Annotated in this window: 15 protein-coding genes and 1 pseudogene; 8 read left to right on the plus strand and 8 right to left on the minus strand. The window is 62.0% G+C overall.

Going from position 1 to position 21,741, the window contains the following annotated elements:
• Positions 1-22: 22 nt before the first annotated feature.
• From EYW47_RS20495 to EYW47_RS20510, 4 genes and pseudogenes are all read left to right on the plus strand, one after another.
• The gene (locus EYW47_RS20495) at positions 23-3,532 is read left to right on the plus strand and encodes an indolepyruvate ferredoxin oxidoreductase family protein (RefSeq protein ID WP_240763820.1); all 3,510 of its coding nucleotides are present in this window, start codon (positions 23-25) and stop codon (positions 3,530-3,532) included.
• 65 nt (positions 3,533-3,597) lie between these two features.
• Positions 3,598-3,876: pseudogene (locus EYW47_RS41380) on the plus strand (IS6 family transposase); the annotation flags it as partial.
• A gap of 1,243 nt (positions 3,877-5,119) precedes the next feature.
• Positions 5,120-6,361, plus strand: coding sequence for a LuxR family transcriptional regulator (locus tag EYW47_RS20505; RefSeq protein WP_205710114.1), 1,242 nt, complete (start codon positions 5,120-5,122; stop codon positions 6,359-6,361).
• Positions 6,362-6,517: 156 nt separating this feature from the next.
• The gene (locus EYW47_RS20510) at positions 6,518-7,258 is read left to right on the plus strand and encodes an SDR family NAD(P)-dependent oxidoreductase (RefSeq protein WP_133196666.1); all 741 of its coding nucleotides are present in this window, start codon (positions 6,518-6,520) and stop codon (positions 7,256-7,258) included.
• A gap of 24 nt (positions 7,259-7,282) precedes the next feature.
• Here the strand turns inward: EYW47_RS20510 and EYW47_RS20515 are convergent, their stop codons facing one another.
• From EYW47_RS20515 to EYW47_RS20550, 8 genes are all read right to left on the minus strand, one after another.
• Complete coding sequence (locus EYW47_RS20515) at positions 7,283-7,867, minus strand: TetR/AcrR family transcriptional regulator C-terminal ligand-binding domain-containing protein (RefSeq protein WP_165976629.1); 585 nt, start codon at positions 7,865-7,867, stop codon at positions 7,283-7,285.
• A gap of 182 nt (positions 7,868-8,049) precedes the next feature.
• Complete coding sequence (locus tag EYW47_RS42465; RefSeq protein WP_133196668.1) at positions 8,050-9,597, minus strand: methyl-accepting chemotaxis protein; 1,548 nt, start codon at positions 9,595-9,597, stop codon at positions 8,050-8,052.
• Between the two features lie 173 nt (positions 9,598-9,770).
• Positions 9,771-10,175, minus strand: a complete 405-nt coding sequence (locus EYW47_RS20525) for a RidA family protein (protein WP_133196669.1) — start codon at positions 10,173-10,175, stop codon at positions 9,771-9,773.
• A gap of 10 nt (positions 10,176-10,185) precedes the next feature.
• On the minus strand, positions 10,186-11,523 hold the full coding sequence (locus EYW47_RS20530) for an NAD(P)/FAD-dependent oxidoreductase (RefSeq protein WP_133196670.1): 1,338 nt from the start codon (positions 11,521-11,523) through the stop codon (positions 10,186-10,188).
• Positions 11,520-12,758: an MFS transporter gene (locus tag EYW47_RS20535; RefSeq protein ID WP_133196671.1), complete on the minus strand. Its 1,239-nt coding sequence runs from the start codon at positions 12,756-12,758 to the stop codon at positions 11,520-11,522. Before EYW47_RS20535 ends, EYW47_RS20530 begins: the two co-directional genes overlap by 4 nt.
• 227 nt (positions 12,759-12,985) lie before the next feature.
• Positions 12,986-14,365, minus strand: coding sequence for a DUF1329 domain-containing protein (locus tag EYW47_RS20540; RefSeq protein ID WP_133196672.1), 1,380 nt, complete (start codon positions 14,363-14,365; stop codon positions 12,986-12,988).
• 51 nt (positions 14,366-14,416) lie between these two features.
• The gene (locus EYW47_RS20545) at positions 14,417-15,979 is read right to left on the minus strand and encodes a DUF1302 domain-containing protein (protein ID WP_133196673.1); all 1,563 of its coding nucleotides are present in this window, start codon (positions 15,977-15,979) and stop codon (positions 14,417-14,419) included.
• A gap of 386 nt (positions 15,980-16,365) precedes the next feature.
• Positions 16,366-17,598: an NADH:flavin oxidoreductase gene (locus tag EYW47_RS20550; protein ID WP_133196674.1), complete on the minus strand. Its 1,233-nt coding sequence runs from the start codon at positions 17,596-17,598 to the stop codon at positions 16,366-16,368.
• Between the two features lie 290 nt (positions 17,599-17,888).
• Here EYW47_RS20550 and EYW47_RS41385 point away from each other — a divergent pair, with 290 nt between their 5' ends.
• The 4 genes from EYW47_RS41385 to EYW47_RS20570 all read left to right on the plus strand — a co-directional run bounded on the left by EYW47_RS41385 (position 17,889) and on the right by EYW47_RS20570 (position 21,482).
• Entirely contained in the window at positions 17,889-18,152 is a 264-nt protein-coding gene (locus EYW47_RS41385) for a hypothetical protein (RefSeq protein ID WP_133196675.1), read from the plus strand.
• 415 nt (positions 18,153-18,567) lie between these two features.
• Positions 18,568-19,746 (plus strand): helix-turn-helix transcriptional regulator, encoded by a 1,179-nt coding sequence (locus tag EYW47_RS20560; RefSeq protein ID WP_133196799.1) that lies wholly within the window; start codon positions 18,568-18,570, stop codon positions 19,744-19,746.
• A 124-nt stretch (positions 19,747-19,870) separates the two neighbouring features.
• Positions 19,871-20,179: a hypothetical protein gene (locus EYW47_RS20565; RefSeq protein ID WP_240763822.1), complete on the plus strand. Its 309-nt coding sequence runs from the start codon at positions 19,871-19,873 to the stop codon at positions 20,177-20,179.
• 109 nt (positions 20,180-20,288) lie between these two features.
• Positions 20,289-21,482: an acyl-CoA dehydrogenase family protein gene (locus tag EYW47_RS20570; RefSeq protein ID WP_133196676.1), complete on the plus strand. Its 1,194-nt coding sequence runs from the start codon at positions 20,289-20,291 to the stop codon at positions 21,480-21,482.
• Positions 21,483-21,741 lie beyond the last annotated feature (259 nt).

Below are 21,741 nucleotides of genomic sequence, written 5' to 3' on the forward strand. Positions count from 1 at the left end.
GGTAGCCAATACGGAGGCGGGTGTGGGAACCATTGATAAGGCGGTTAGCGTTCAGGAAGGCGGCGTTGCGAAGCAACGCATTTTCATGACCGGAATCCAGGCGCTTGTAAGGCTGCCGATGCTTCAACGCGACCTTGACCGCGCACGGGGGCTCAATACGGCCGGTCTTATCTCAGGATATCGCGGCTCGCCTCTGGGAGCATATGACCAGCAACTCTGGAAGGCCTCGAAGCAACTCGCCGAGCACGACGTCGTCTTTCAGCCGGGTCTGAATGAGGATCTGGCTGCGACAGCCTTGTGGGGTGCGCAGATGCACCGGTCCTTCGGAGATACGCGTGTCGACGGCGTTTTTGGAATCTGGTACGGAAAGGGTCCCGGTGTTGACCGCACTGGCGATGTCTTCCGCTCTGCGAATGTCCTCGGAACATCGCCCCTCGGTGGTGTCCTTGCTGTGTCTGGTGACGACCACGCGGCGCAATCCTCGATGTATCCGCATCAGACCGACGGGATTTTCCACGCTGCATCGATTCCAGTGCTGCAACCTGCGAGCGTGCAGGAAGTCATCGAATACGGTCTCGCGGGGATTGAGCTGTCCCGCTTCTCAGGGCTGTGGGTGGCGCTTAAAACGATCGCCGAGGTGGTCGAAACAGCAGCCACAGTAGAACTTGGCTCGTTGCCCGTCTTTGAGCAGCCGAAAGATTTCCCCATCCCATCGCACGGCCTGAACTGGGACCCGCGAATTGCATGGCCCAGCCAGCGAGCTGAATTCGAACGCCGGCTTATTGAGGAGCGCATCCCGGCTGCGCGTGCATGGGCGAGAGCTAACCGGCTGGACCGCATCATCGTTGACGCGCCGGTTCGCCGCCTGGGTATTGTAACCGTTGGAAAGGCGCATCAAGACATGATGCAGGCGTTCGGCGATCTGTCGCTCACAATGGAGGAGCTTCGCCTGCTGGGCATCTCCGTCTACAAGGTCGCGATGAGCTGGCCGCTCGACACTGAAAGTGCGCTGGCATTTACGAATGGACACGACGAGGTCTTCGTCGTTGAGGAAAAGCGCTCCAACGTCGAAATCCAGATCAAGGAGGCGCTGTTCCATAGCTCATCCGAAAAGCGGCCGCGCGTAACGGGTAAGACAGATGAGAGCGGAACTGCTTTACTGCCCGAGGTATCAGAATTCAGCGCGCGGCGGGTCGCCAGGGCCCTGCTTGGTCGAATGCTCGCGGCCGGTATCGACGCGCAGCGGACAAGCGAGCGGTTGGTCGCTCTCGACGGTGCTGTCAAGCCGGGCGCGGCGACAGTCATCCCGATCCGGAAACCTTATTTCTGTTCTGGATGTCCGCACAATACGTCGACTCGAACGCCCGATGGGTCCATTAGCGGTGGTGGCATCGGATGCCATATCATGGCGCTGTCGCAGCCTGAGTTGAAAACAACGACCTTCAGCCAGATGGGAGGCGAAGGCGCTCAGTGGATCGGCGCGGCGCCATTTTCGACAACGTCCCACATTTTTCAGAATCTTGGCGACGGCACCTATCAGCATTCCGGGCTGCTTGCGATCCGTGCAGCCGTGGCGGCACAAACCAACATCACCTTCAAGATTCTCTATAACGATGCGGTGGCCATGACAGGAGGTCAAACAGCAGAGGGCCTCATAGACCCCTTGCGTATCACCCGCCAGTTACTTGACGAGGGTGTGTCGCGCATCGCGCTGGTCTCGGACGATCCGGCTCGTTGGGAACGCAATACCGGTCTTGCCCGCGGCACGCGGGTGCATCATCGCGATGAACTCGATACGGTCCAACGCGAGTTACGGGAGGTACCGGGCGTTACAGCCATCGTGTATGAACAGACCTGCGCAGCGGAGAAAAGACGGCGCCGCAAGCGCGGCGAATTTCCCGATCCTGATCGGCGGCTCTTTATCAATCACCGCGTCTGCGAGGGCTGTGGAGACTGCTCGGTGCAATCGAACTGCATTGCCGTAGAGCCGCTCGATACACCCTTGGGACGAAAGCGCGCGATCAATCAAAGCGCCTGTAACACGGACTTTTCGTGTGCGAAAGGTTTTTGTCCGAGTTTCGTGGAGATTGAGGGCGCCCAGCTGCGTAAGCCCGACAGTGGGAGGCTTAAGGCACTTGAAATGGAACTTTTTGGACGTGTGCCGGATCCTCGGGTTTGTGCGGTTAGTCAGCCTTTCAATATCTACATAACGGGAATCGGGGGTTCGGGCGTGCTGACGATGGGAGCCCTCATCGGGGGCGCCGCGCACGCTGACGGTCACGCCGCAACTGTGCTCGACTTCACCGGTCTTGCGCAGAAAAACGGGGCAGTCGTAAGCCAGGTGCGCATCGCCGCGTCGGCCTCCGAGCTTCCGTCGGCGCGTATCGGCGAAGATGCAGTCGATCTGCTGCTCGGCGCGGACCTCGTCGTGGCGGCAGCCGCCGATACCCTCCAGCGACTCTCAGCCGGCCGCACGGCTGCGGTCGTCAATCTCGCGCGACTGCCGACAGCTGACGGGCTGCACGACCGCGACGCGAGCCTGCCGATCGGACTGATGCGTGACCGCGTTGAACAACGCTGCACCTCCAGCTTCCATGCGTTTGATGCGGGCGCGCTCGCCCAAGCGCTCTTCGGAGACGTGCTGCCAACCCATACGTTGATGCTGGGCTATGCGTGGCAGCTTGGCCTCGTTCCGCTCACGCGCACGGCCATCGAACGAGCGATCGAACTGAACGGAGCGGCGGTGGAACTGAACAAGCGCGCATTCAACTGGGGTAGGGTTGCCGCGTCCGAGCCCGGTGAGCTGGACGCAATTGAGGCAGTTGAGGACGACAGGACCGTCGCACCGCGCACCCTTGATGAACTGATCGAACATCGCGCCAGTGAATTGACCGAGTATCAAAATGCCGCCTATGCGCACCGCTACCGGTCACTTGTCGCCCTTGCGCGGCGTGCTGAGGCTCAAGCCATGCCCGGCAGTGAAGCGTTCACGACTGCTGTCGCAAAGAGTGCCTATCGACTGATGGCCTACAAGGACGAGTATGAGGTCGCGCGGCTTTATTCGAGCGCGGATTTTCGGGCGTCGCTTTCCAGCCGGTTCTCTTCCACCAGGAAGCTGTCGTTGTGGCTTGCTCCGCCGGTGCTCTCACGTATCGATCCGCAGACTGGGCACCCGAAGAAGCGCAGGTTCGGTCCGTGGATCTTCCCGGTGCTGGGAGTGCTGGCCCGATTGCGGGGCCTCCGCGGAACGCCGGCGGACGTTTTCGGATATTCGGGCGAGCGACGCGCCGAGCGACGCTTAGTTGCCGAGTACTTTGCAGACATCGAGCAACTCTGCGCGCGGCTTGCCACGGTCGACCGCATGTGCGCCGTTGAGTACGCAAGCCTTCCCGAGCAGATTCGGGGATTCGGACCGGTCAAGGCGGAAGCCATGGAGGCGCACGCAACGCAGCGCGCCATTCTGCTGCATCAGATGTCAACGGGAACGTCTGGGGTCGGCTCGACGGTCAACGCGTCGCGCGAGACAGTTTAAGCGGCTCTGTTGCAGTAAGGCGTTCCGCTCTGATGTGTGGGACGACACGAATGACTGAAAGCTCGATGAGGACGTTGAATCCGGCAGTGGCCCGAGTGCTCAAACGCCTGCATTATCCGCTGGACGCGATCCTGACTTTCGTGTGCTCGGACGTGGCCTAATCGCCGAGCCTGCGGCACCTCGAAGACATGATGGCCGGGCGCGGCGTTTCGGTCGATCAATCGACTGTGCGCCGCTGGGCCACCAAGCTGTTGCGGGTGCTGGAGAAAGCGTTTTGCCGTCGCAAGCAACCGGTTGGCAAGAGCTTGCGGATGGACGAAATTGTGTCACGAATACAAGCGAAAGCTTGTGGAGTGATACTGCTGAGCTGGCACCGTTCGCCGAACCACTATTGTTGAAGCTCGCGCCCTGCGTGGTGTCGTTGCTGCTATTGCCTTGATAACCGCCGATTGCAGTGGCGGTAATTCTTGGAAGCTAGTCCGACGACTTTGCAACGCACAGTTTATCTCGGCATCCGGCCTGAAGCGGGGCTGGGGTTAGCGACCCAAGTCTTTTTAGTATGTCACTTACATGATCAAATTTTTGCTTGCTGTGCGACTCGTGCGGACTCAATCGGCGTGTCGTCCCGATTCGGTCGCCGAGTGACGAGAGAGAGGCGGGGACCGTAGCGCGGAGTCTTGTGCCAGCACAGAGAGGCTGTCTGGTTTGTAGAGAGGGCGCGTGAACCGGAAAACAGATCGACCGAGCGCAAAGGCTACTTGGAAAACTTATCTTAATGGCGAGGATGTGTGTCACATCTTCGCGAAGGGGCTGGAAACTGTTCGACGCTCCGTTGGTGGGCCACGATTGGCTGAGGCGACTTCTGGTGCGTCCAGCGGGAACACCATGAGGCCTGCGGCACGACGTGTTTTACGCCGCGATGAGTGCGCCGCCGGGACTCGAGTGGCGGGTTTGGATAGTCCCATGCTACTTGGCGGACCGTTTAAAACTTGTTGTCCTCGCGCTCGCCGCCACCTGCGGTGCCCGAATCACTACATCGCTTCGGTCGGAGGCGGCGTCGCCCAGGACGATCAGGTGGCCCTGTACCGTATTAGGTGTTTTCCCTTATTTGAAATCGCTTGCCACCAAAAATCCGCTGCTCTACGATTCGATCAAATAAAAATTCAATGTAAAAATCTATTTAAAAAGGTCTGGATCGCGGCAGGCGTGCGCGTCACATGGACCGTCTTGCGATGTGGTGTTGAACTGGCGTCACAGAGGGAAGGTTGACACGTCGCGTATGGCGGATTTGTAGACGCGGATCATTTGTTCGATGGTAGACCGCGGTTGCAGCGGCAGCAGATTTGATGCGCGACGTAGCTTCGGCCAGTATGAGCGGGACCGCGCTGCGTAGTTTTTGTACACACGCGCCTTTCGGTGTCGTCGTGTAGTACAAAACGGTGCTCGTTGCTGTGTCGTTGTCGAGGCATCCAACTTTCGTCGGATTAAATAATTCGTAGTACATATTAAATGTGCTCTGTTTGTTGATCATATTGACGATGTCGGTGATGTTCGACACACCAGGCAAATAACTTGCAGGAAGCTGAGATGAGTGTGGATACGTATACCGGGCGCACGCCGTCGATTTTAGTAGACAGGTTCAGCCATCTGCTGGAAATGATTTACGACGCGGCACTGGACGCCAGGAAGTGGAGGGGGTGCATCGAGGAGATCTGCTACGAATTCTCCGCGAACTACGCCTCGCTGGTCATTCGTCAATCCCCGACCCTGCAAGAGGACAGCGTGATTTTCTCCGGCAGTGCAGACCGACGCATCGTGGACCTGCGCAATCCTCATCTTGCACAGAGCCCTTTTTCGGCGTTGCCGGTCGACAGGCTCGTGACGAACAGCGACATGTGCCCGGAAGCGCAATGGCGCGCGTCGAGCTATTACCAGGCGTGGTGTGCGCCGCGCGGCATGTTTCACGTCATGGCGATTGATTTTTCCGGCGCGGGCCAGTCGTTATATGGTTTCCGGCTCACTCGGCCCGAGAGCGCGCCGCCGTTTTCGAACGATGATCGTGCGCTCTGTGAGCGACTCGTGCGTCATGTGAGGCGCGCGCTCGATTTGCATCGGTCGACTCACGAGGATCGTTGTATCGCTTCGCTCTACAGCGAGGCGATGGAGCAACTGATGGTCGGCGTGATCGTGCTCGACGAGAGCGGCAGGATTCTCGAATGCAATGCGATTGCGAGAGAGGTGCTGCAGGCTGGCGATGGCCTGAACATCGTGGGCAACCGCGTGGCCGCCGCCTACCCGACGGACAACCGCAAGCTGCAGCGCTTTGTGGCCGGTGCGTTGCAGGCCGAGTCGACGCAAGTGTACGTCGATGCGATGGCGGTGAACCGGCCGTCCGGCCGGGTGGGCTGGGGCGTCGTCGTACGCAGGCTGGTGGCGGACGCATGGGCGGAGGGCAAGCATCGCCCTGCCGCGGCGATTCTCGTGCGCGACCCTGAAAGCGCGTCGCATCCTCCGGTCAAGCTCGCACAACAGCTTTTCGATCTCACGCCTGCGGAGACCGCGCTCTCGATCCAGCTGGCCAATGGCCTGTCGCTGGAAGAGGCAATGGCGGCACTGAACATCAAGCGCAATACAGCCCGTGCGCATCTGCGGTCAATTTTCTCGAAGACAGGCGCGCGTCGCCAGACGGACGTGGTGCGCATTTTTCTCAATAGCGTGATGCTCCTTGGCACTTCATCGCGAGTGTCGAGTTCGTCGGCATCGCCCAGCGTTGCCCTCAATACCTGCGTCGCGCCATATCGCGAGCGCCGCCAGGCCGCGAGCGTCTGAGCGCGTCGCCCGGATGTTCCCGCGCGGGCTGCATTTCCTGCCTTTGGTCATCTCTTCGGACGATGGCTCGCGAGCCGTCCGTCCGTAGGCTTTGCAGATGCGGCGGCGCAACCTGCACCGCCACGGTTCACCTTTACATGAACAGGAGCATCGCGCATGAGACTCGCAGGAAAAGTGGCGCTAGTGACGGGCGCGGGGCAGGGCATGGGGCGCTCGATCGCGCGCCTCTTCGCGCAGGAGGGCGCGGCGGTGGTTGCCATCGACCTTGATCCTGCCGCAGCGGAGGCTACGATTGCAACCGCGCCGGCCGGTCATGCATGCGCGGCGCGCAAGGTCGACGTGAGCAACAGCAAGGAGGTCAAAGCGGTGTTCGCGGAAACCATGGAGCGTTATGGCCGCGTCGACATCGTGGTGAACAACGCAGGTATCGGCGCAGTCGATACGCTCACCGAAACATCCGACGAGAACTGGGCACGGGTCATGGGCGTCAACCTGACGGGCGCGTTCTATTTCTGCCGCGAGGCAGCGCGCTGCATGAAGGCGGCAGGCAACCGAGGCGTGATCGTCAACGTCTCGAGCACTTCGGCGCTCAATGGCGAAGGTCCGGTGCATTACTGCGCATCCAAGGCGGGCATGATGGGCCTCACGCGCAGTGTGGCGCGGGAACTCGCGCCAAGCGGCATCCGCATCAACACGGTGCTGCCGGGGCCCACCAACACGCCGATGATGCAGACCATTCCCGACGAATGGAGCGAGGCGATCGTGAAAGCCGTGCCGCTCGCGCGTATGGGCGAGCCCGATGAAATCGCGCGCGTCGCGCTGTTCCTCGCGAGCGACGACAGCTCGTTCATGACCGGGCAAAACGTGGCCGTCAATGGCGGTATGGCGTTCATCTAAAACCGCGCGATGATTCAGCCGGCTTCAGGCGCACGCCTCAATCAACTGTGCGACGAGCCGGCTGATATAGCTGTCGTCCGGCGTTCGTTTGAGAAAGACGATCGACGAAACGATCGGGGAGATCAGCATCGCAATCAGAATTTCCGCATCGTGACGCGCGTCGATTTCTCCGCGCGCCTGCGCGTCGCGTATCGGCTGCTGCAGGAGTTCCAGCACGGGCGCCCAATGCGCCGCCGTCAAGGCGCGGAATTCGGCGTTGCCCGTGCTGGCCAGCAGTGAATTCATCGCCACTTCCACCGGGTCGCTCAGAAAATCCCGCAGCTTGAACGCGATGCTGGCGAGATCGGCGCGCCAGTCGCCGGTTAAGGTGACCTCAATGTGCGAGGTGTGCTCCCTGAGCGCCTCCGCAATCAGCGACGCACGGTCCGGCCAGCGCCGATGCAAGGTGGTCCGGTGGACGTTCGCAAGCCGTGCCACCTCCTGTATCTCGAAGTCCACCTGCCCCGCCTCGATCAACGCGAGGACCGTGGATGCGACGGATTTGCGGACCTGCTCCGTTCGGCCACCAGGTCGTGTATGGCCCGGGCTTTTCCTGACACTTGTATCCATTGCATGCATTCCTTTGCACAAGCCGGACATCATAGCTTGACGCACTTGCGGGCCAAAGCGACGATGCCACTAAAACATCATGAGATGTATTAGTGGCATCGTCAAGTCCTGTCAAGGTGGTGGACCTGCGCGACCCAATCGAGCGGCTCAACGCCGTGCGAGGCTGATGCCAGTGCCGGGCATCAGGCCTCCAGCTTGAATGCGGCAACCACTCGCGCCAGTTGAGACGCCTCGTCCCGAAGCGCCTGTGCGGCCACAGTGGCCTTCTCGGCCATCGCCGAGTTTTGTTGCGTGGCGCCGTCGAACTGCAAGACCGCCCGATTGATCTCTTCGATGCCGTCCGACTGCTCCTGGCTGGCCGCGGTGATTTCGATCATGATGTCGGCTACGCGACGGGTGCCGGCCACCACCTCCGTAATCGTGCCGCCTGCCTCGTGGACGAGCCGGCTGCCGGCATCCACCTTGGCGACCGAATCGTCGATCAGGTTCTTGATCTCCTTCGCCGCCGCGGCAGAGCGTTGAGCGAGGCCGCGCACCTCTGTTGCGACGACCGCAAAGCCGCGGCCGTGTTCGCCGGCGCGCGCCGCCTCCACCGCCGCATTGAGCGCGAGGATATTGGTCTGGAACGCGATGCTGTCGATGACGTTGATGATTTCGACAATGCGCCTGGACGATTGCTCGATCGACGACATGGTCAGCACGACTCTCGACATCGCGTCCCCGCCGCGGGCCGCCACCTCCGACGCGGCGCGCGCGAGTTCATCGGCCTGGCGGGCGTTCTCGCCATTCATCCTGACCGTCGAAGTCAATTGCTCCACGGACAGCGCCGTTTCCTCCAGCGAGGCTGCCTGATGACGCGTGCGTGACGACAGGTCGAAGTTTTCTGCTGCGATACGACTCGAGGTGCCTTCGATGGCTTCAGTGCACGCGTGGACCGCGCGGACCATCCCGGTCAGGCTGTGCTTCATGTCGCTCAGCGCCTGAAGCAGGTACCCGGTCTCGTCGAGCGGGCCCACCTGGATCGGCTGCGTCAGATCGCCCTGCGAGACGCACCGCGCGACCCGGACTGCCCGGTCGAGCGGCACGGAAATCGCGCGAATGAGCCACCAGCCTACGCACGCAGCGGCAATCGCACCAGCCGCGATGGCGGCTATCGACACGATGCAGACCGTTGCGTACGTTTGCTCCGAGCTTTCGTACTGCCGTCTGCCGGCGTCGAGCTGGATGGCGATCAGCGCGTTCAAGGCGTTTTGCACGGACGGATAGCGCGACTCCATCGGCCCGTCGACGAGCATCGCGACCCGCACCATGTCATGCGCCTGCAAGGCGGCCAGTGCGGGCTTCACGGCCTCGTCGAAGAACTTCTGATAGGCGGCGGAGAAATCGTTGGCCTGTGCGGCTTCCCGCGACGTCAGTGCGGTGCTCCGGTACGCCGCCCATGCTGCGTTGCCGGCAGCCAGGTCCTTGTTCAACTGGTGCAGCTTTTCGTCGATCGCGGTGGCGTCAGTGTTGCCCGACGCCGCGGCGACGTCATAGCGCACGCGGTTGAGCACGCGCACGATCAGATCCAGCTGCCCCATCGCGACGAGCCGGTTCTCGTACATCGCCTTCAATGAGGCATTGACGTCGCTCAGGCTGTTCAAGCCGAACATACCCATTCCGGTCAGAAGCAGACACAGAGCCCCAGTAACGAACGTCAACCGCGATCTGATGCTGATGCCTCGATTCATGCTTCTCCTTGTTTTTGTGTTGGTGCGCGAGACTTCGAGGGTGCGAAAGATTGCGTTTCAAGGCCGCGAGGCGCGTCGGGCCGGCCGCCTGCACCACCGGCCACCGTCGGTGAGTGGCGGCGATGCGCCGGCGTTCAGGAAGCCTGATGCAACCTGAGCGCCGTGCGCGGCGCTCAGTCGGGCAGGGCGACGATGGCGGAGATTTCCACCAACGCCTCCGGACTGGCGAGCGCCTCCACGCCGATCATCGAAAACGCATGGGCGGGAAACGGCTGGCCATCCAGCGCGCTCGAGAGCGCATCGATAAAGCGCCCGCTCGTCTCCGGCGTCAGGTTCTTGAGATAAACGGTGCTGCTGACGATCCGCTCCACTGTCCCGCCGGCGGCTTCGATGGCAGTCCTGAGGTTCCTTAGCGCCTGCAGCGACTGCTCGTAATGGTCGGCGCCAACCATTTCATAGTTCTCGTTGCAGGCCGACTGCCCCGCGATATACGCGGTCCGGGTGGCGTGGGCGACGACGACCTGGCTCAAGGGGGCGAATTTCAGCAGTCCGTGAGGGTTGATGTGCTCGATAGTCATGGTAGTTCCTTTAGGCAAGGTTGAGGCGGTCGACGAGTCTCGCGACCGGAATCATGATGTGGCGGGTCTTGTACTCGAACAGGCGCGGGAAGCGCACGGTGTTCGGCGCTTCGAGCGGAAGCACGCAGTCCGCAAGCCGGTCCTCTGCAATCGCATGGGCGAGGCTCATGCCGAGCTGCGGTCCCATGACGTTGCCCCAGGTTCCGAGGTTCATCAGTGCGAGCACGCCGTCGGCGACCGCATAGAGCTTCGGATAGTCGGCGTGGTAGACCGACGACGAACTGGCCGTCATGCCGGTCCAGTACGATTCGAGCCCGATGTCGGCGTCGCGCGTCTGCGGGTAGATGCGATGCAGGTGGCGCAGGAAGTAGCCGAAGTAAATTTGCGCATCGTGTGCGCGGCCTGGATGCGGAATAGTTGCGGTGATGATGCGGTTGCGGCCGTCGATCACCATCGGATAGAGGCCGGTCGGATATTGCGTGAGCGCCGCGCGCGTCGCGTTGATGCTGTCGAGGAGCGACGCGGGCAAAGGACGGGTCGCCATCCCGCATGCCACTAGCGGAAACTGCGTGCGAGAGAGTTCGTCGAAGAACGGATTGCCTGCGTGCCCGTTGGTGCAGATGACGACGCGCTCGGCAAGCACGCTGCCGCGCGATGTGCTCACGCGCCAGCGCTCGCCTTGCGGCTCGCAGGCGATGACGGGTGAGTCGCCATACATGCGCGCGCCAAGGCCCACGGCGGCGGTCATCATCCCGTTCGTGAACAGGTAAGGATTGACCCGTCCGCCTTCACGCCAGTGAATGCCGTAGTGGTACTTGTCGGTGCCGAGGAGCGCTGTCAATTGCGGCTGGGTCACGATGTCGACGTCGTAGCCGAAGCCCTTCCAGAGCGCGACCTTGTTATCGAGCGCGGCGCTTCGCCTGGACGCGGCCTCGACCATGCCCGACCTGGCTGCATCGCCGTCGATGCCGTGCTTGCGGCAAAGATCGAAGACGACGTCCCGATGCTCGACGAAGTAGTCGAGGAAGCGCTTGCCTTGACCGGGCCATGCCTTGAGCGGCGCGAGATTGTCGAGAAACGTCTGCACGTGTCCGGCATTGCGGCCCGATGCGCCGTTGCCGGGTTGCTTCGCCTCGAGATTCACGACGTTGACGCCACGCTCTGCGAGATGCAGCGTAAGCGACGATCCGGCCAGTCCCGCGCCAATCACGGCGACGTCCGCCTCGATGCTCGACTCGAGCGCTGCATAGCGGGCCAGCGCGTGTTCCGGCGGCCACCCGCTTTGCTGGATGTCCACCACGCCCTTTTCATAGGCAGACCGGCTTTCCCTGGCTGCGGCGTGCCTCATTGGGCGTGCTCCCAAGCCGGTGTGTGCCGCAGCATGGCGATGGGGAGGAGCGCGACAGCCAGCAAGGCGGCGCACAGGATGAGCGCGAGCCTGTAGGTGTGCGTCGTGTCCACCAGATAGCCGAGCGCGTCGGGGCTGAACGCGGAGCCGAGACCCGAGATGAGGTTGCCGATGCCGAGCAGGCTCCCAAAATTGCGCTGCCCCATCGCTTGCGAGAGCAGCAACGGTGAAAGCTGGTTCGCGAGGTTGAACGTGCTTCCCCAGATCAGTGAGAACAGCGCGACGGCCACAAAGCCGTGCACCGGATCATGTGCCCACAACAGGCAAACGATCCCCACCGCGCTCAGCGCCGTCCCGACCAGCAGGATGGCCTTCGCACCCCAACGGTTGCTGAGTGAGCCGAACAGGAAGTTGCCGGCGAACGTGGCCGCGCCAATGAAGGCATAGACCGACGCGGCGTCGCCAGGCGTGTACCCGGACGAGACGAGATACGGAACGAGTGCGATGTAGACCCCGAGAGTGCTCAGCGTAATGAGCGTGAGCATGACGATCCACAGCCAGTAGCGCGGCATGCGCAGCGCTTCGCCCACCCGATGCCCGGCAACAGCCTCGTCTTCGCGCAAACCGCCGCTTTCGGCCAGCGTCCCTTGCGGCATGCGCGCGAGCCAGGCCAGCAGGGGCACGCAGGTCAGGATCACGGTGGCGGCGATCGCCTGCATCGCCATGCGCCAGCCAAAACGTTCCGTGATGAAGGTCACCAGCATTGGAAAGATGACCGCACCTACGGCTGCGCCGGCCAGCAGAATGCCGAACGCCAGACCCTGGCGTTCGACGGGGATCCAGCGCGAGGCGAGGGTGATGGCGGGCACATAGGTCGACGCACCCACGCCCACTCCGCTCAGCCCCATCGCTAGCGTGAGGACGGTGACGTCGGGGCTCTGCGCCGCAACCAGAAAGCCGGCGGCAATCAGGATGGCGCCGCTCGTCATGACCGGACGCGGCGAAACCCAGTCGAGCAACCAGCCGGCAACGGGCATGGTGATCGTCATGGTGAGCAGGAACACGGTGGCGATTCGCGCCGCTTCTTCATTGGAGCAATGAAACGCGTTCGTGAGCGGGAGCGTGAACACGCCAAGAGAGTTGAGCGTGGCGCCGAAACTCACGCACAGCACGGCCGCCAGTCCCGTGACAATGAGCCAGCCTTCGCTGGAGGTAGAATGTATAGAGCTCTTCATGTTTTCGATGCGGATTGAAGGACACTTCGCATGGGAAGGGCATGCGCAAGACGCCGTCTGCCTGCCCGGCCGAATGAGCGGGCATTGCCCGGGATGCCGGGCAGGGCGAATGCGGGCATTGAAACGATTCGCCCGTCGAAGGCGTGGCCGCGAAAGCCCCGCATGAGGCCGCAGCCTCATGCCAGGAGAAGGGGCGGTTGCACGCAACGACGGGCGCCGCAAGAGGGCTACTTGCCTGCGCCGCGAATCGCGTCCGGCGAGTAGTACGATTCGGTGCTCTTGTCGTTCGCGACCAGCGACGGCATGGATTCCTCATTGCTCAGACGGTCGGCGAGATAGGCGCCCGAGATCAGGTCATGATAGAAACATGACGGCGGGTAGAAGTCCTTCGCATCATAGGCATAGAGCGTCGGCGCGAAGTTGGTGCGCCAGAGCGTGCCGCGTGCATCGTAGTTGTCGGCGGCAACCGCGTTCCAGGTATCCTCGTCGAGGTAGAGCACGCGCTTCGCGTACTGGTGGCGGAACCCGGTCTTCAGCGTGGCTTCCAGCACCCACACGCGATGCAACTCGAAGCGCATGTAGTCCATGTTCTCGTGACCGGGCGTCAAGATCGACGAATACTTGACCTTCGGGTCCATCAACTTGTAGTTGTCGTAGGGGATATAGACTTCCCGCTTGCCGACAATTTTCCAGTCGTAGCGCTGGCCGGACCCATTGAAAAGCCGGTCGTCGTCGACAGTACGGAAGCCTCCGGCACCGTCCGGCTGGTCGAAACCGAACTCAGGCGCCTGGCGCACGCGCCGCGTGCCCGGGTTGTAAACCCACGTACGCCGGGTGTCGGTGCCTTCCTGGTCCCACATCTCGTATCCGGTGATGATCGTTCCGCGGTCCGAAAGGGGGAGCAGCGTGGTTTGCCGATAGAAACTCTTGGCATTCAGCGGGTTCTTGGGATCGAACACGTCGGCGCCGACCGGCGCGTAAATGACGTACGCGGACTTGCCCCACGAGATGTTGCCGTTCGGATAGACAACGGCCTGGTCATACGTCGCGTCTTCGGCTTCGATGTCGGACGCGAAACGCAGATTCCACATCAGCTCGAGGCCGGTCTTGGGAATCGGAAACGGCGCAAGCGGCGGGAAATTGTGCAGCCCGTTGTAATCCGAAGTCATCGTCGTGCGTGCCGCCCACTCGCGGATCGCCTTGTATTTGCCTTCGGAGATACGGAAATCGCGGTGACTCGGGTAGACCAGCATCTTGAAGGTGCCCGGATACTTTTTGAACAGAGCCTTCTCACCTTCCGTCAACTTCGATTCGTACTGCTGCATGTTCTGCGCAGTGATCACGACCAGCGGCTTTTCGCTTGCGTAGGGGTCGGGATAGCGCTCGCCCGGCGTGTAGGAGACGCCCGAGGGAACGCCGAACCATTTGCCCGTCCACGCGGGAATCGTGCCGTCTGCGTTGCCTGCGCGTTCGGCGCCGACCGGCGTCAGGGGGCCATCGAGTTGCTTGACTTCGGCGGGGGTCATCATCGCCGACGCCGCGACCGCAACGGCGGCGCCGAAGACGAGCGCAGAGGCGCGCAGCGCCGTGGGGAGTATGCGTTTCATAGGTGAGGTCCTCATGCGGGTTGATACGCTGTAAAGGCCAGGCAGCGATGCTTAGAACGAGTACGTCGCGGTGCCGAGCACATAGTCGCGGTCGGCGAGCGGACGAGTAACGGGATTCGCGGGTCCCATGAACATCGCGTACACGATGCCGAGCTTCAGGTTGTTCAGATAAGTGAAGTTCAGGCCCGCCGTCAGCTGATGGTCGCCATTGCCGCTCAGCGAGCCCAGCGCGCCGGCGAGCGGCGAGTTGCCGAAGAACTGCTGCGAATACGTCAGGGGCACATCCAGGTCCCAGCCGTTAAAGACGTTTTTGTAGCTGAGCGTCCAACCGATCTCGAAAGCAGCGGCATCCTTCGTATTCGTCAGGTCTTGCGAGCCCTGTACAGGCGTGACACCTGTCAGATGGACCCACGAGACTTCGGCCACGAGCGATTGCGATGCGGCGAGGAGTGTCGGTCCTAGCGTATAGATCGCGGACAAGTTGTTTTGCCAGACCTGGCCGCGCGACGCGATCGGGCCATCGGGCGTGTTGACGAGAATCGATGCCCCCGCGCGATACGAGGTTTCGCCCGCGACGTTGACACCGCCCAGATCGGTCGAAAAGCTCGCGCCCGTCAGCTTGATGTTTTCGTAGTACTGCTGTTGATACTGCAGCGTCGGAAAGAAGCTCGTGACGACGCTCGGGTTCGTGTCGTTGTAGTGCAGGTAATAAAGGGAGAATTCGCTGCCCTGGGGCGCCCGCCACCGGCCCCCGATACCCCACTGGTTACCGCCCCCAGGGTTGATATCCGGACCACGCGGAATGTGCATGCCCCCTGGTCCGATGATGAATTGAGAGCCGGGACCCGTGACGTCCGAGTAGCTGAAGTAGCCGCCGGGCGCCACCAGTTCATTGGGAACGAACTCGAACTGATAGTAGCCGAGCAGACTGAAGTTCGAGGTGAGCTGCCACTGGAGCGACGCCTGCGGGGTAGGCAGCAGGATGTCCTTCACTTCCGCGCCAGCCACATAGCCCTTGGAGGCGCTGACCGGGCCTTGTGCCGCGGCAATGTTCGCGAAGAAAAGGCTTTCGCCCCAGGCGAGGACCTGATCGCCAACTTTCACGTCCAGCGTCGTGGAACCGATCTTGAGGGTGTCGTATCCGTATGCGGCGAGCAGTTGCGTGCGGCCGCCGAGATAACGGCGTGCGTCCGAGGTGAATTCGTTGTACGGTCCGTTGGAGTTGACCGTGGATGGCGCATCGTTGTAGTTCGGACGATGATAGGCTTGATCGTAGAAGGAGCTGAAACGCACGAAAAAGCCGAGATCGTTGTGCTTCAGGTCGGCTTCGGCGAGCAGGTTGATCTGATTTTCAATTAGTGAGTACTTCTTGAAATTACGGTCGCCGTCATCGCCGTTGATGTTGTCCGGTGTGAGCAGGGCTGGGTTCGGCGAGTTGGTGCGCATGCCGATTCCGTAGCCGATGGTCGCCGTGTAATCGAGCGTCGTATTGTTGCCGAAATCGATGGTGTTGCTGGCCCACGCTTGAGTGGCGGCAGTGGCGACTGCCGCGGCGAGGAGCGTTCTGCGCCACGGCGCTCGTGACGTGTTCAGCCGCAGTTGCTGCATGTGCATCCGTTTCCCCCATTGTGTGTGTACCGCCGAATTGGTGCCCTAGAGTAGGCCTCGCAAAAAGCCACCGGATCACCGGATTGGATTAGCGGTATTCCCTAATGCAACTCATGTCTCGTTTGTGGCGAGATATCAGAAGGTTCGCCGCCCCATCGCAGGCCACGCCGCGACCGGGGTGGTGGCAATTCTGCCGCCTTCATTAGATAAGCATGACTAACTAAAACGGGGCGCGCGAGCCGCACGACGGTACGCGTGCGTGTGTCGAATACGGAGGAGGGTCCCGGCGTCCAGCACGCCGGGCGTGGCCAGTCAGGGCTTGATGAGTGTCAGCGCGAACCGGACGTTTCGATGGACTCGCTCAGGTGGGCCGCCGAGGCGGCGCGGCTCCGTCACCCGTTCGCCGGAGTTCGGTTGAGGGTTGCGTCATTGGGCTGATGGAGCACGCAAGACGTGCCACCGGGGGTGTACATCATCACCACGCAGCGATTGCACGACGTACAACCGGACTGCTGCGTGTCACCCGTGCGCAGGCGATTGACGAACTCCGGGTCGAACACCAGCGCACGGGCCATGGCAACCGCGTCGAATCCTTCCTGCATGGCCGTCTGGACGTTGGCGAGCGACTTCACTCCCCCGAGGTACGCGAGCGGCATCTTGACGGCTTGCCGGACCTTTCTCGAATGCTCGAGAAAATACATCTCACGGAATTCGCCGAACTTGGGCTCGGTGAGCTTTTGCAGCCTTATCGCCGTGCGGATGATCGGATTGGCGGTGTTGGAGGTTGCTTCGGCCGGTAGCGCGCTGCCGAACAATTGCCATGACGATTCAACGTTCATACCGCCACTCAATACGAGCAGATGCGCACCCTCCGCCTCGAGGATGCGCGCGATGGCTGCCGCGTCTTCGGCCGTGCCGCCAGCCTTGACGCCCTCCGTGACACCGATTTTGCAAACCACCGCAAGATCGCGCCCGACGGCGTCGAGCACCCGCCGCAACACCTGTGCGGGAAACCGCGCCCGCTTTTGCGCGGAGCCGCCATATACGTCGCTGCGCTTGTTATAGAGCGGCGAAAGAAACTGGCTCAACAGGTAGCCATGCCCCATGTGGATCTCGACCGCGTCGAAGCCGGCATCGCGCGCGGCGCGCGCGGCCTGGGCGAATTGCCCGGCGCACTGGTCCATCTCGGCTTGCGTCATGGCCTGCTTGAAGAACCGCCTGTTCAACATACCGACTTTGTTGAATCCGCCCGAAGCACTCAGGGGGCGTCGCGTCGACAGTTCCGGCAGGAACGTGAAGCACCCCCCATGCGTGATCTGGGCGCTGGCCGCCGCGCCGTGCCGATGGACGGCGTCGGTCAGGACCCGGAATGGCGCGAGCGTGGCGGCGTTCATCTGGGCCTGATCGGCAAACGTGCGTCCGTCAGGGGCGACGGCGCAATACGCGACGGTCGTCATGGCCGCGCCGCCTGCGGCGATCGCTTCGTGAAGTTTGACGAGCATCTTCGAAGGCACGCCTTGGGGCGCCATGCCCTCGTTGGTGGCCGATTTGATGAATCGGTTACGCAAGGTCAGCGGACCGACGCGAAGCGGGCTGAATGCGGTCTGGGAGTTGGAGGTGTCCATGCGGATGAAGGGTGGTGAGAAGCGGACAGGCAGCGATTCGAAAATATTGTGCGCAACAAGCCTTCATTCGCATCATCAGGAGATTTCCCTAATCCACGCGGGTGATGTGTCGACGTCGCAAATCGCAGTCAATGATGTTCTTGGGGGAATGTGGCAACTCGGCACCGCAGCGAGCAGGAGTCCGGACGATGTCGGGTAGCCAATGACGCATCGACACGCATGGCAGATGGCCCGCTTGCGAGGGCCATCGGGAGAACACGATGATGGCGGGGAGGGTGCGGAGGAGCCGGTTGAAAGCGGTGGCATTCGTGCTGCCAGGTTTAGTCGGATTCGTCGCGCAGCGGACTCACACGTGCGAGTGGGGCGGTGAGTTTCCGAGCTTGATTTGCGCGGCCGGTTCGTTCTTTGCGCAATTCCTCAGCGTGATCGGCATCGCATCGCTCGTGAGCACCGTGGTGGCTAGACGGTGTGGCGCGGACGAAGAGACATTCACATTTGTTGTCGCCGTATGCTGGGCGGTGGCGCTGTTCGTCATGCTCTCACGCGCGTTATAGGCTGGGCTTGCCGGGAAGGAAAATGTCTGAGCCCCTGAGAGTGCAATTCGCGCGGCGACTGCGTGAACTTCGAGACGAAACCGTGCGGCGATTCCGAGTCGTGTCGCATTGATCCGCTGCGAGCCAGCGCGCCATTACTACGGGCAGGATGACGACCCGACTTCTAAAAGGCGTGCACAAATGCCAGCGCGGGCTGGCAAGCCGCCCAACCCGGGCACCCATGGCCTTTTGCATGTGCGAACCGTGACGCTGCGATTGCGCGGCATTGCCATCGCACAAACGGACTATGGACGAACTACGCGTTCGTGCGAGGCTGTGCCTGGAATTTACCCGACGGCGTTTGCGGGAGACGACAGTAAGCGTTCGCTCTGCGGTCGAACCCCATGGGAATACGCATGGAGAATGGAGCGTTTTGATGAGGACAAAATGGGGACCCGACACGGGACAGGCACTGTGCGAACAGGCGGGAGTGGATGTTTGGCAGTTCAGCGAACTCATGGCGCGGATATATCAAGGGCCCCTTGAGGAGACGCCGTGGGCAGGCGCATTGGAGTGGATTCGACGCTTTCTCGATTCGAGCTACGTCACGCTCATTTTGCGTACCGCCTCGCGTGACCGGCGCGGATTGATGACGAACGCGTCCGAGTCCGGTCTGGTGCCGGACGAAGTTGCGTACAACAGCTACTACTACGCGCTCGATCCGTTCGTTGGCCTGCCGGGCGACCATGTCGTTACCGTCGACGAGGTGCTCGGCGAGACCGGTTGGGTTTCGTCCGAGCTATACAAGCAGTTCCTGCAACCTGCCGACATCCGGTACGTGCTGGGTGCCGATTTGCGCACGGAATCCGGCGTAGAGTGCCGCTTTCGCGTCTCGCGCAGCCACGCATCGAGGGAGTTCAGCGCGCGTGACAGGGCATTCTGCACGCTGCTGCTGCCCCATCTCAGGCGCGCGGTCGAAGTGCATTCGCGCCTGGATACCGTGGAGGTGGAGCGGTCGATGTACGCGAACACCATCGATCGCCTGCAGGTCGGCACAGTCATGCTCGACATCAACGGTACGATCGTCGACAAGAACCGGGCGGCTGAAGAGATTCTTGCCGAGGGCAATGGCGTGTACCTCACGCGTGGAACGATCGAGGCCATGGACGCGGGGGAAAACCGCACCCTCAAGCGGATTGTGCGGCAAGCCGTGATGGGCCACCTTGGGACGGCCACGCCGATCGTCGAGGCGATGCCCATCACGCGCAGCGGGCACAAGCCGCGACTCGGCGTATTGATCCGCACGATTCCGTTGTCGGAGTGGTCGGATGACAGCAAGCGCCGGGCTGCGGTCGCGCTGTTTTTGCGCGACCCGGATCGCAAGCCGCAAGGCGCGCACGAGACGTTGCGCAAGCTGTTCGATCTCACACCAGCCGAATCTTCGCTCGCGATGCTGCTTGCGAATGGCATGACGCTCGACGAGGCAGCCGACGAGTCGGGCATCAGCAAGAACACAGCGCGCACCCATCTGCGGGCGATATTTTCGAAGACCGGCGTCACGCGGCAGGCAACGCTAGTCGGCATCGTGCTCGGAAGTGTCGTGCCGATGGGCTGAGCCGCCGTGCGGCCGACACTTCGGCGAGGCGGTGCGGCGCAAGCCGCATACACGGCAGCACGCAATATCTTGGTACTCCAAACAGATGATGCAGTTCGCAATCGTAGTCGCGATACTGAAGCCTATGGATATTCGCGTTGGTTGGTCCGACGCTGTCGTCTTCGCGAATATCCGCTCGCGCTTCGCATCCGAAGAGGTTGTCGTCAATTTCAGCGATCCCGCATTGTCGATGATGAACCCCAATCACGCGTACGGGACCGTCGACGACGGCATCGGCTATGTCGGCTGTCTGCAGGAGGCTGGCGTGGACGAGGTGCTGTTTCTGTGCCAGATGGGGACGGTTCCGCATTCGGCTCAGCTCGATACGATCCGCAACATTGGCGAGCACGTGATTGCGTTCTTCGAGCGCGAGAAAGTGCGTCCTTGCGCCTGATCTGCCCGGTCCCGCGCACCGCGCGGGCGGCGGCACCCATGAGCCAGACCCAGAAGGGTCACACAAGAGAGAAGCGTGGCGCCGAGCGCGCGCCACACTGGAGACATCCGTGCAACGTGAGAACGAATCGAACGCCCTTGCGGCCAGACTGATCGCCCGAGCCGAAGAACTTGCGCCGGTGCTTGGCGCACGCGCGGGGCAAGCCAACGCAATTGGCCGCATTCCCGCCGACACGCTCGCCGACCTGCAGGCCGCGGGCTTCTTCAAGGTCCTGCAACCGAAGCGCTATGGCGGCTACGAACTGGATCCGCAGATTTTTTTCGACATTCAGATCGCGCTCGCGCGTGGCTGCATGTCGACAGCGTGGGTCTATGGCGTGGTGGGCGTGCATAACTGGCAGCTCGCGCTGTTCGACGAGCGCGCGCAACAGGAAGTGTGGGGTGCGAATCCGGCCACGCTGATTGCGTCGACCTATATGCCGGTCGGCCGCGTGACGGTTGTCGAGGGGGGATTCCGGCTATCAGGCCACTGGAAGTTCTCGAGCGGCAGCGAGCTTTGCGAATGGGTCTTCCTGGGTGCGCTGGTGCCGCCCGCGAGCGCCGGCGGCGCGCCCGAATACCGTACCTTCCTGCTGCCCCGCAGCGATTACGCGATCAAGCAAGACTGGGACGTGCTGGGGTTGCGCGCCACCGGCAGCCACGACATCGTCGTGGACGACGTGTTTGTGCCCGACTACCGGACCCACAGGTCGGTCGACGGGATGATGGGCACGAGCCCGGGTCTCGCCGTGAACGACGCAGCGCTGTTCCGCTTGCCGTTCGCGCAGATCTTCGTGCGTGCGGTCTGTACGGCCTGCATCGGCGCGTTGCAGGGCGCGCTGGACGACTTCGTCGGATACGCAGACAAGCGCATCAGCGCGAATAGCGGCGCAAAGACGGTCGACGACACCGGCGCACAGGTCGCCTGCGCAAATGCGGCGGTGGCCATTGACGAGATGAGGGTGCTCCTCAGGCGCAATTTCGACGAACTGTTAGCCGCGGCAAACGGTGGGGCGGCCGTCTCGATCGAGCGGCGGGTTCACTTTCGCTATCAATCGGCGCAGGTCGCCGAACGCTGTGCACAAATCGCCAGTGCGCTGTTGCGCCATGCGGGCGGCAACGGCATCTATCACCGCAACCCGCTGGTGCGCCGCTTCCTCGATCTGCACGCGGCGCGGGCGCACTACGCGAACAACGTCGAGCGCTTTGGCCAGAATCTGGGCGCCGTGATGCTTGGGCGAGAAAACGCAGACTTCTTTATCTGACGAGGCTGCCATGAATGTTCAACACACGGTGGACCCGTGTTTCCACGCGGCCCCCCAGATGCTGCGCTATTTGGAGGCGCGCACACCGTGCGCTATCAGGCGTTGCCGAAGTACACGGATTATTTCCAGCATCTGCCGGGAGCGATGCAGGGCTATCGCTCGCTCGTTCGTCTAGCCAACGACCCGCGCAGTTCCTGACATTGCGGCTGCCATTGGGCGACGCGGTGCTGCAGCGTTGCTACTCGCTGTCGAGTGCTCC

Source organism: Paraburkholderia silviterrae, assembly GCF_004353915.1.
In the GTDB taxonomy this organism is placed as follows: Bacteria; Pseudomonadota; Gammaproteobacteria; order Burkholderiales; family Burkholderiaceae; genus Paraburkholderia; species Paraburkholderia silviterrae.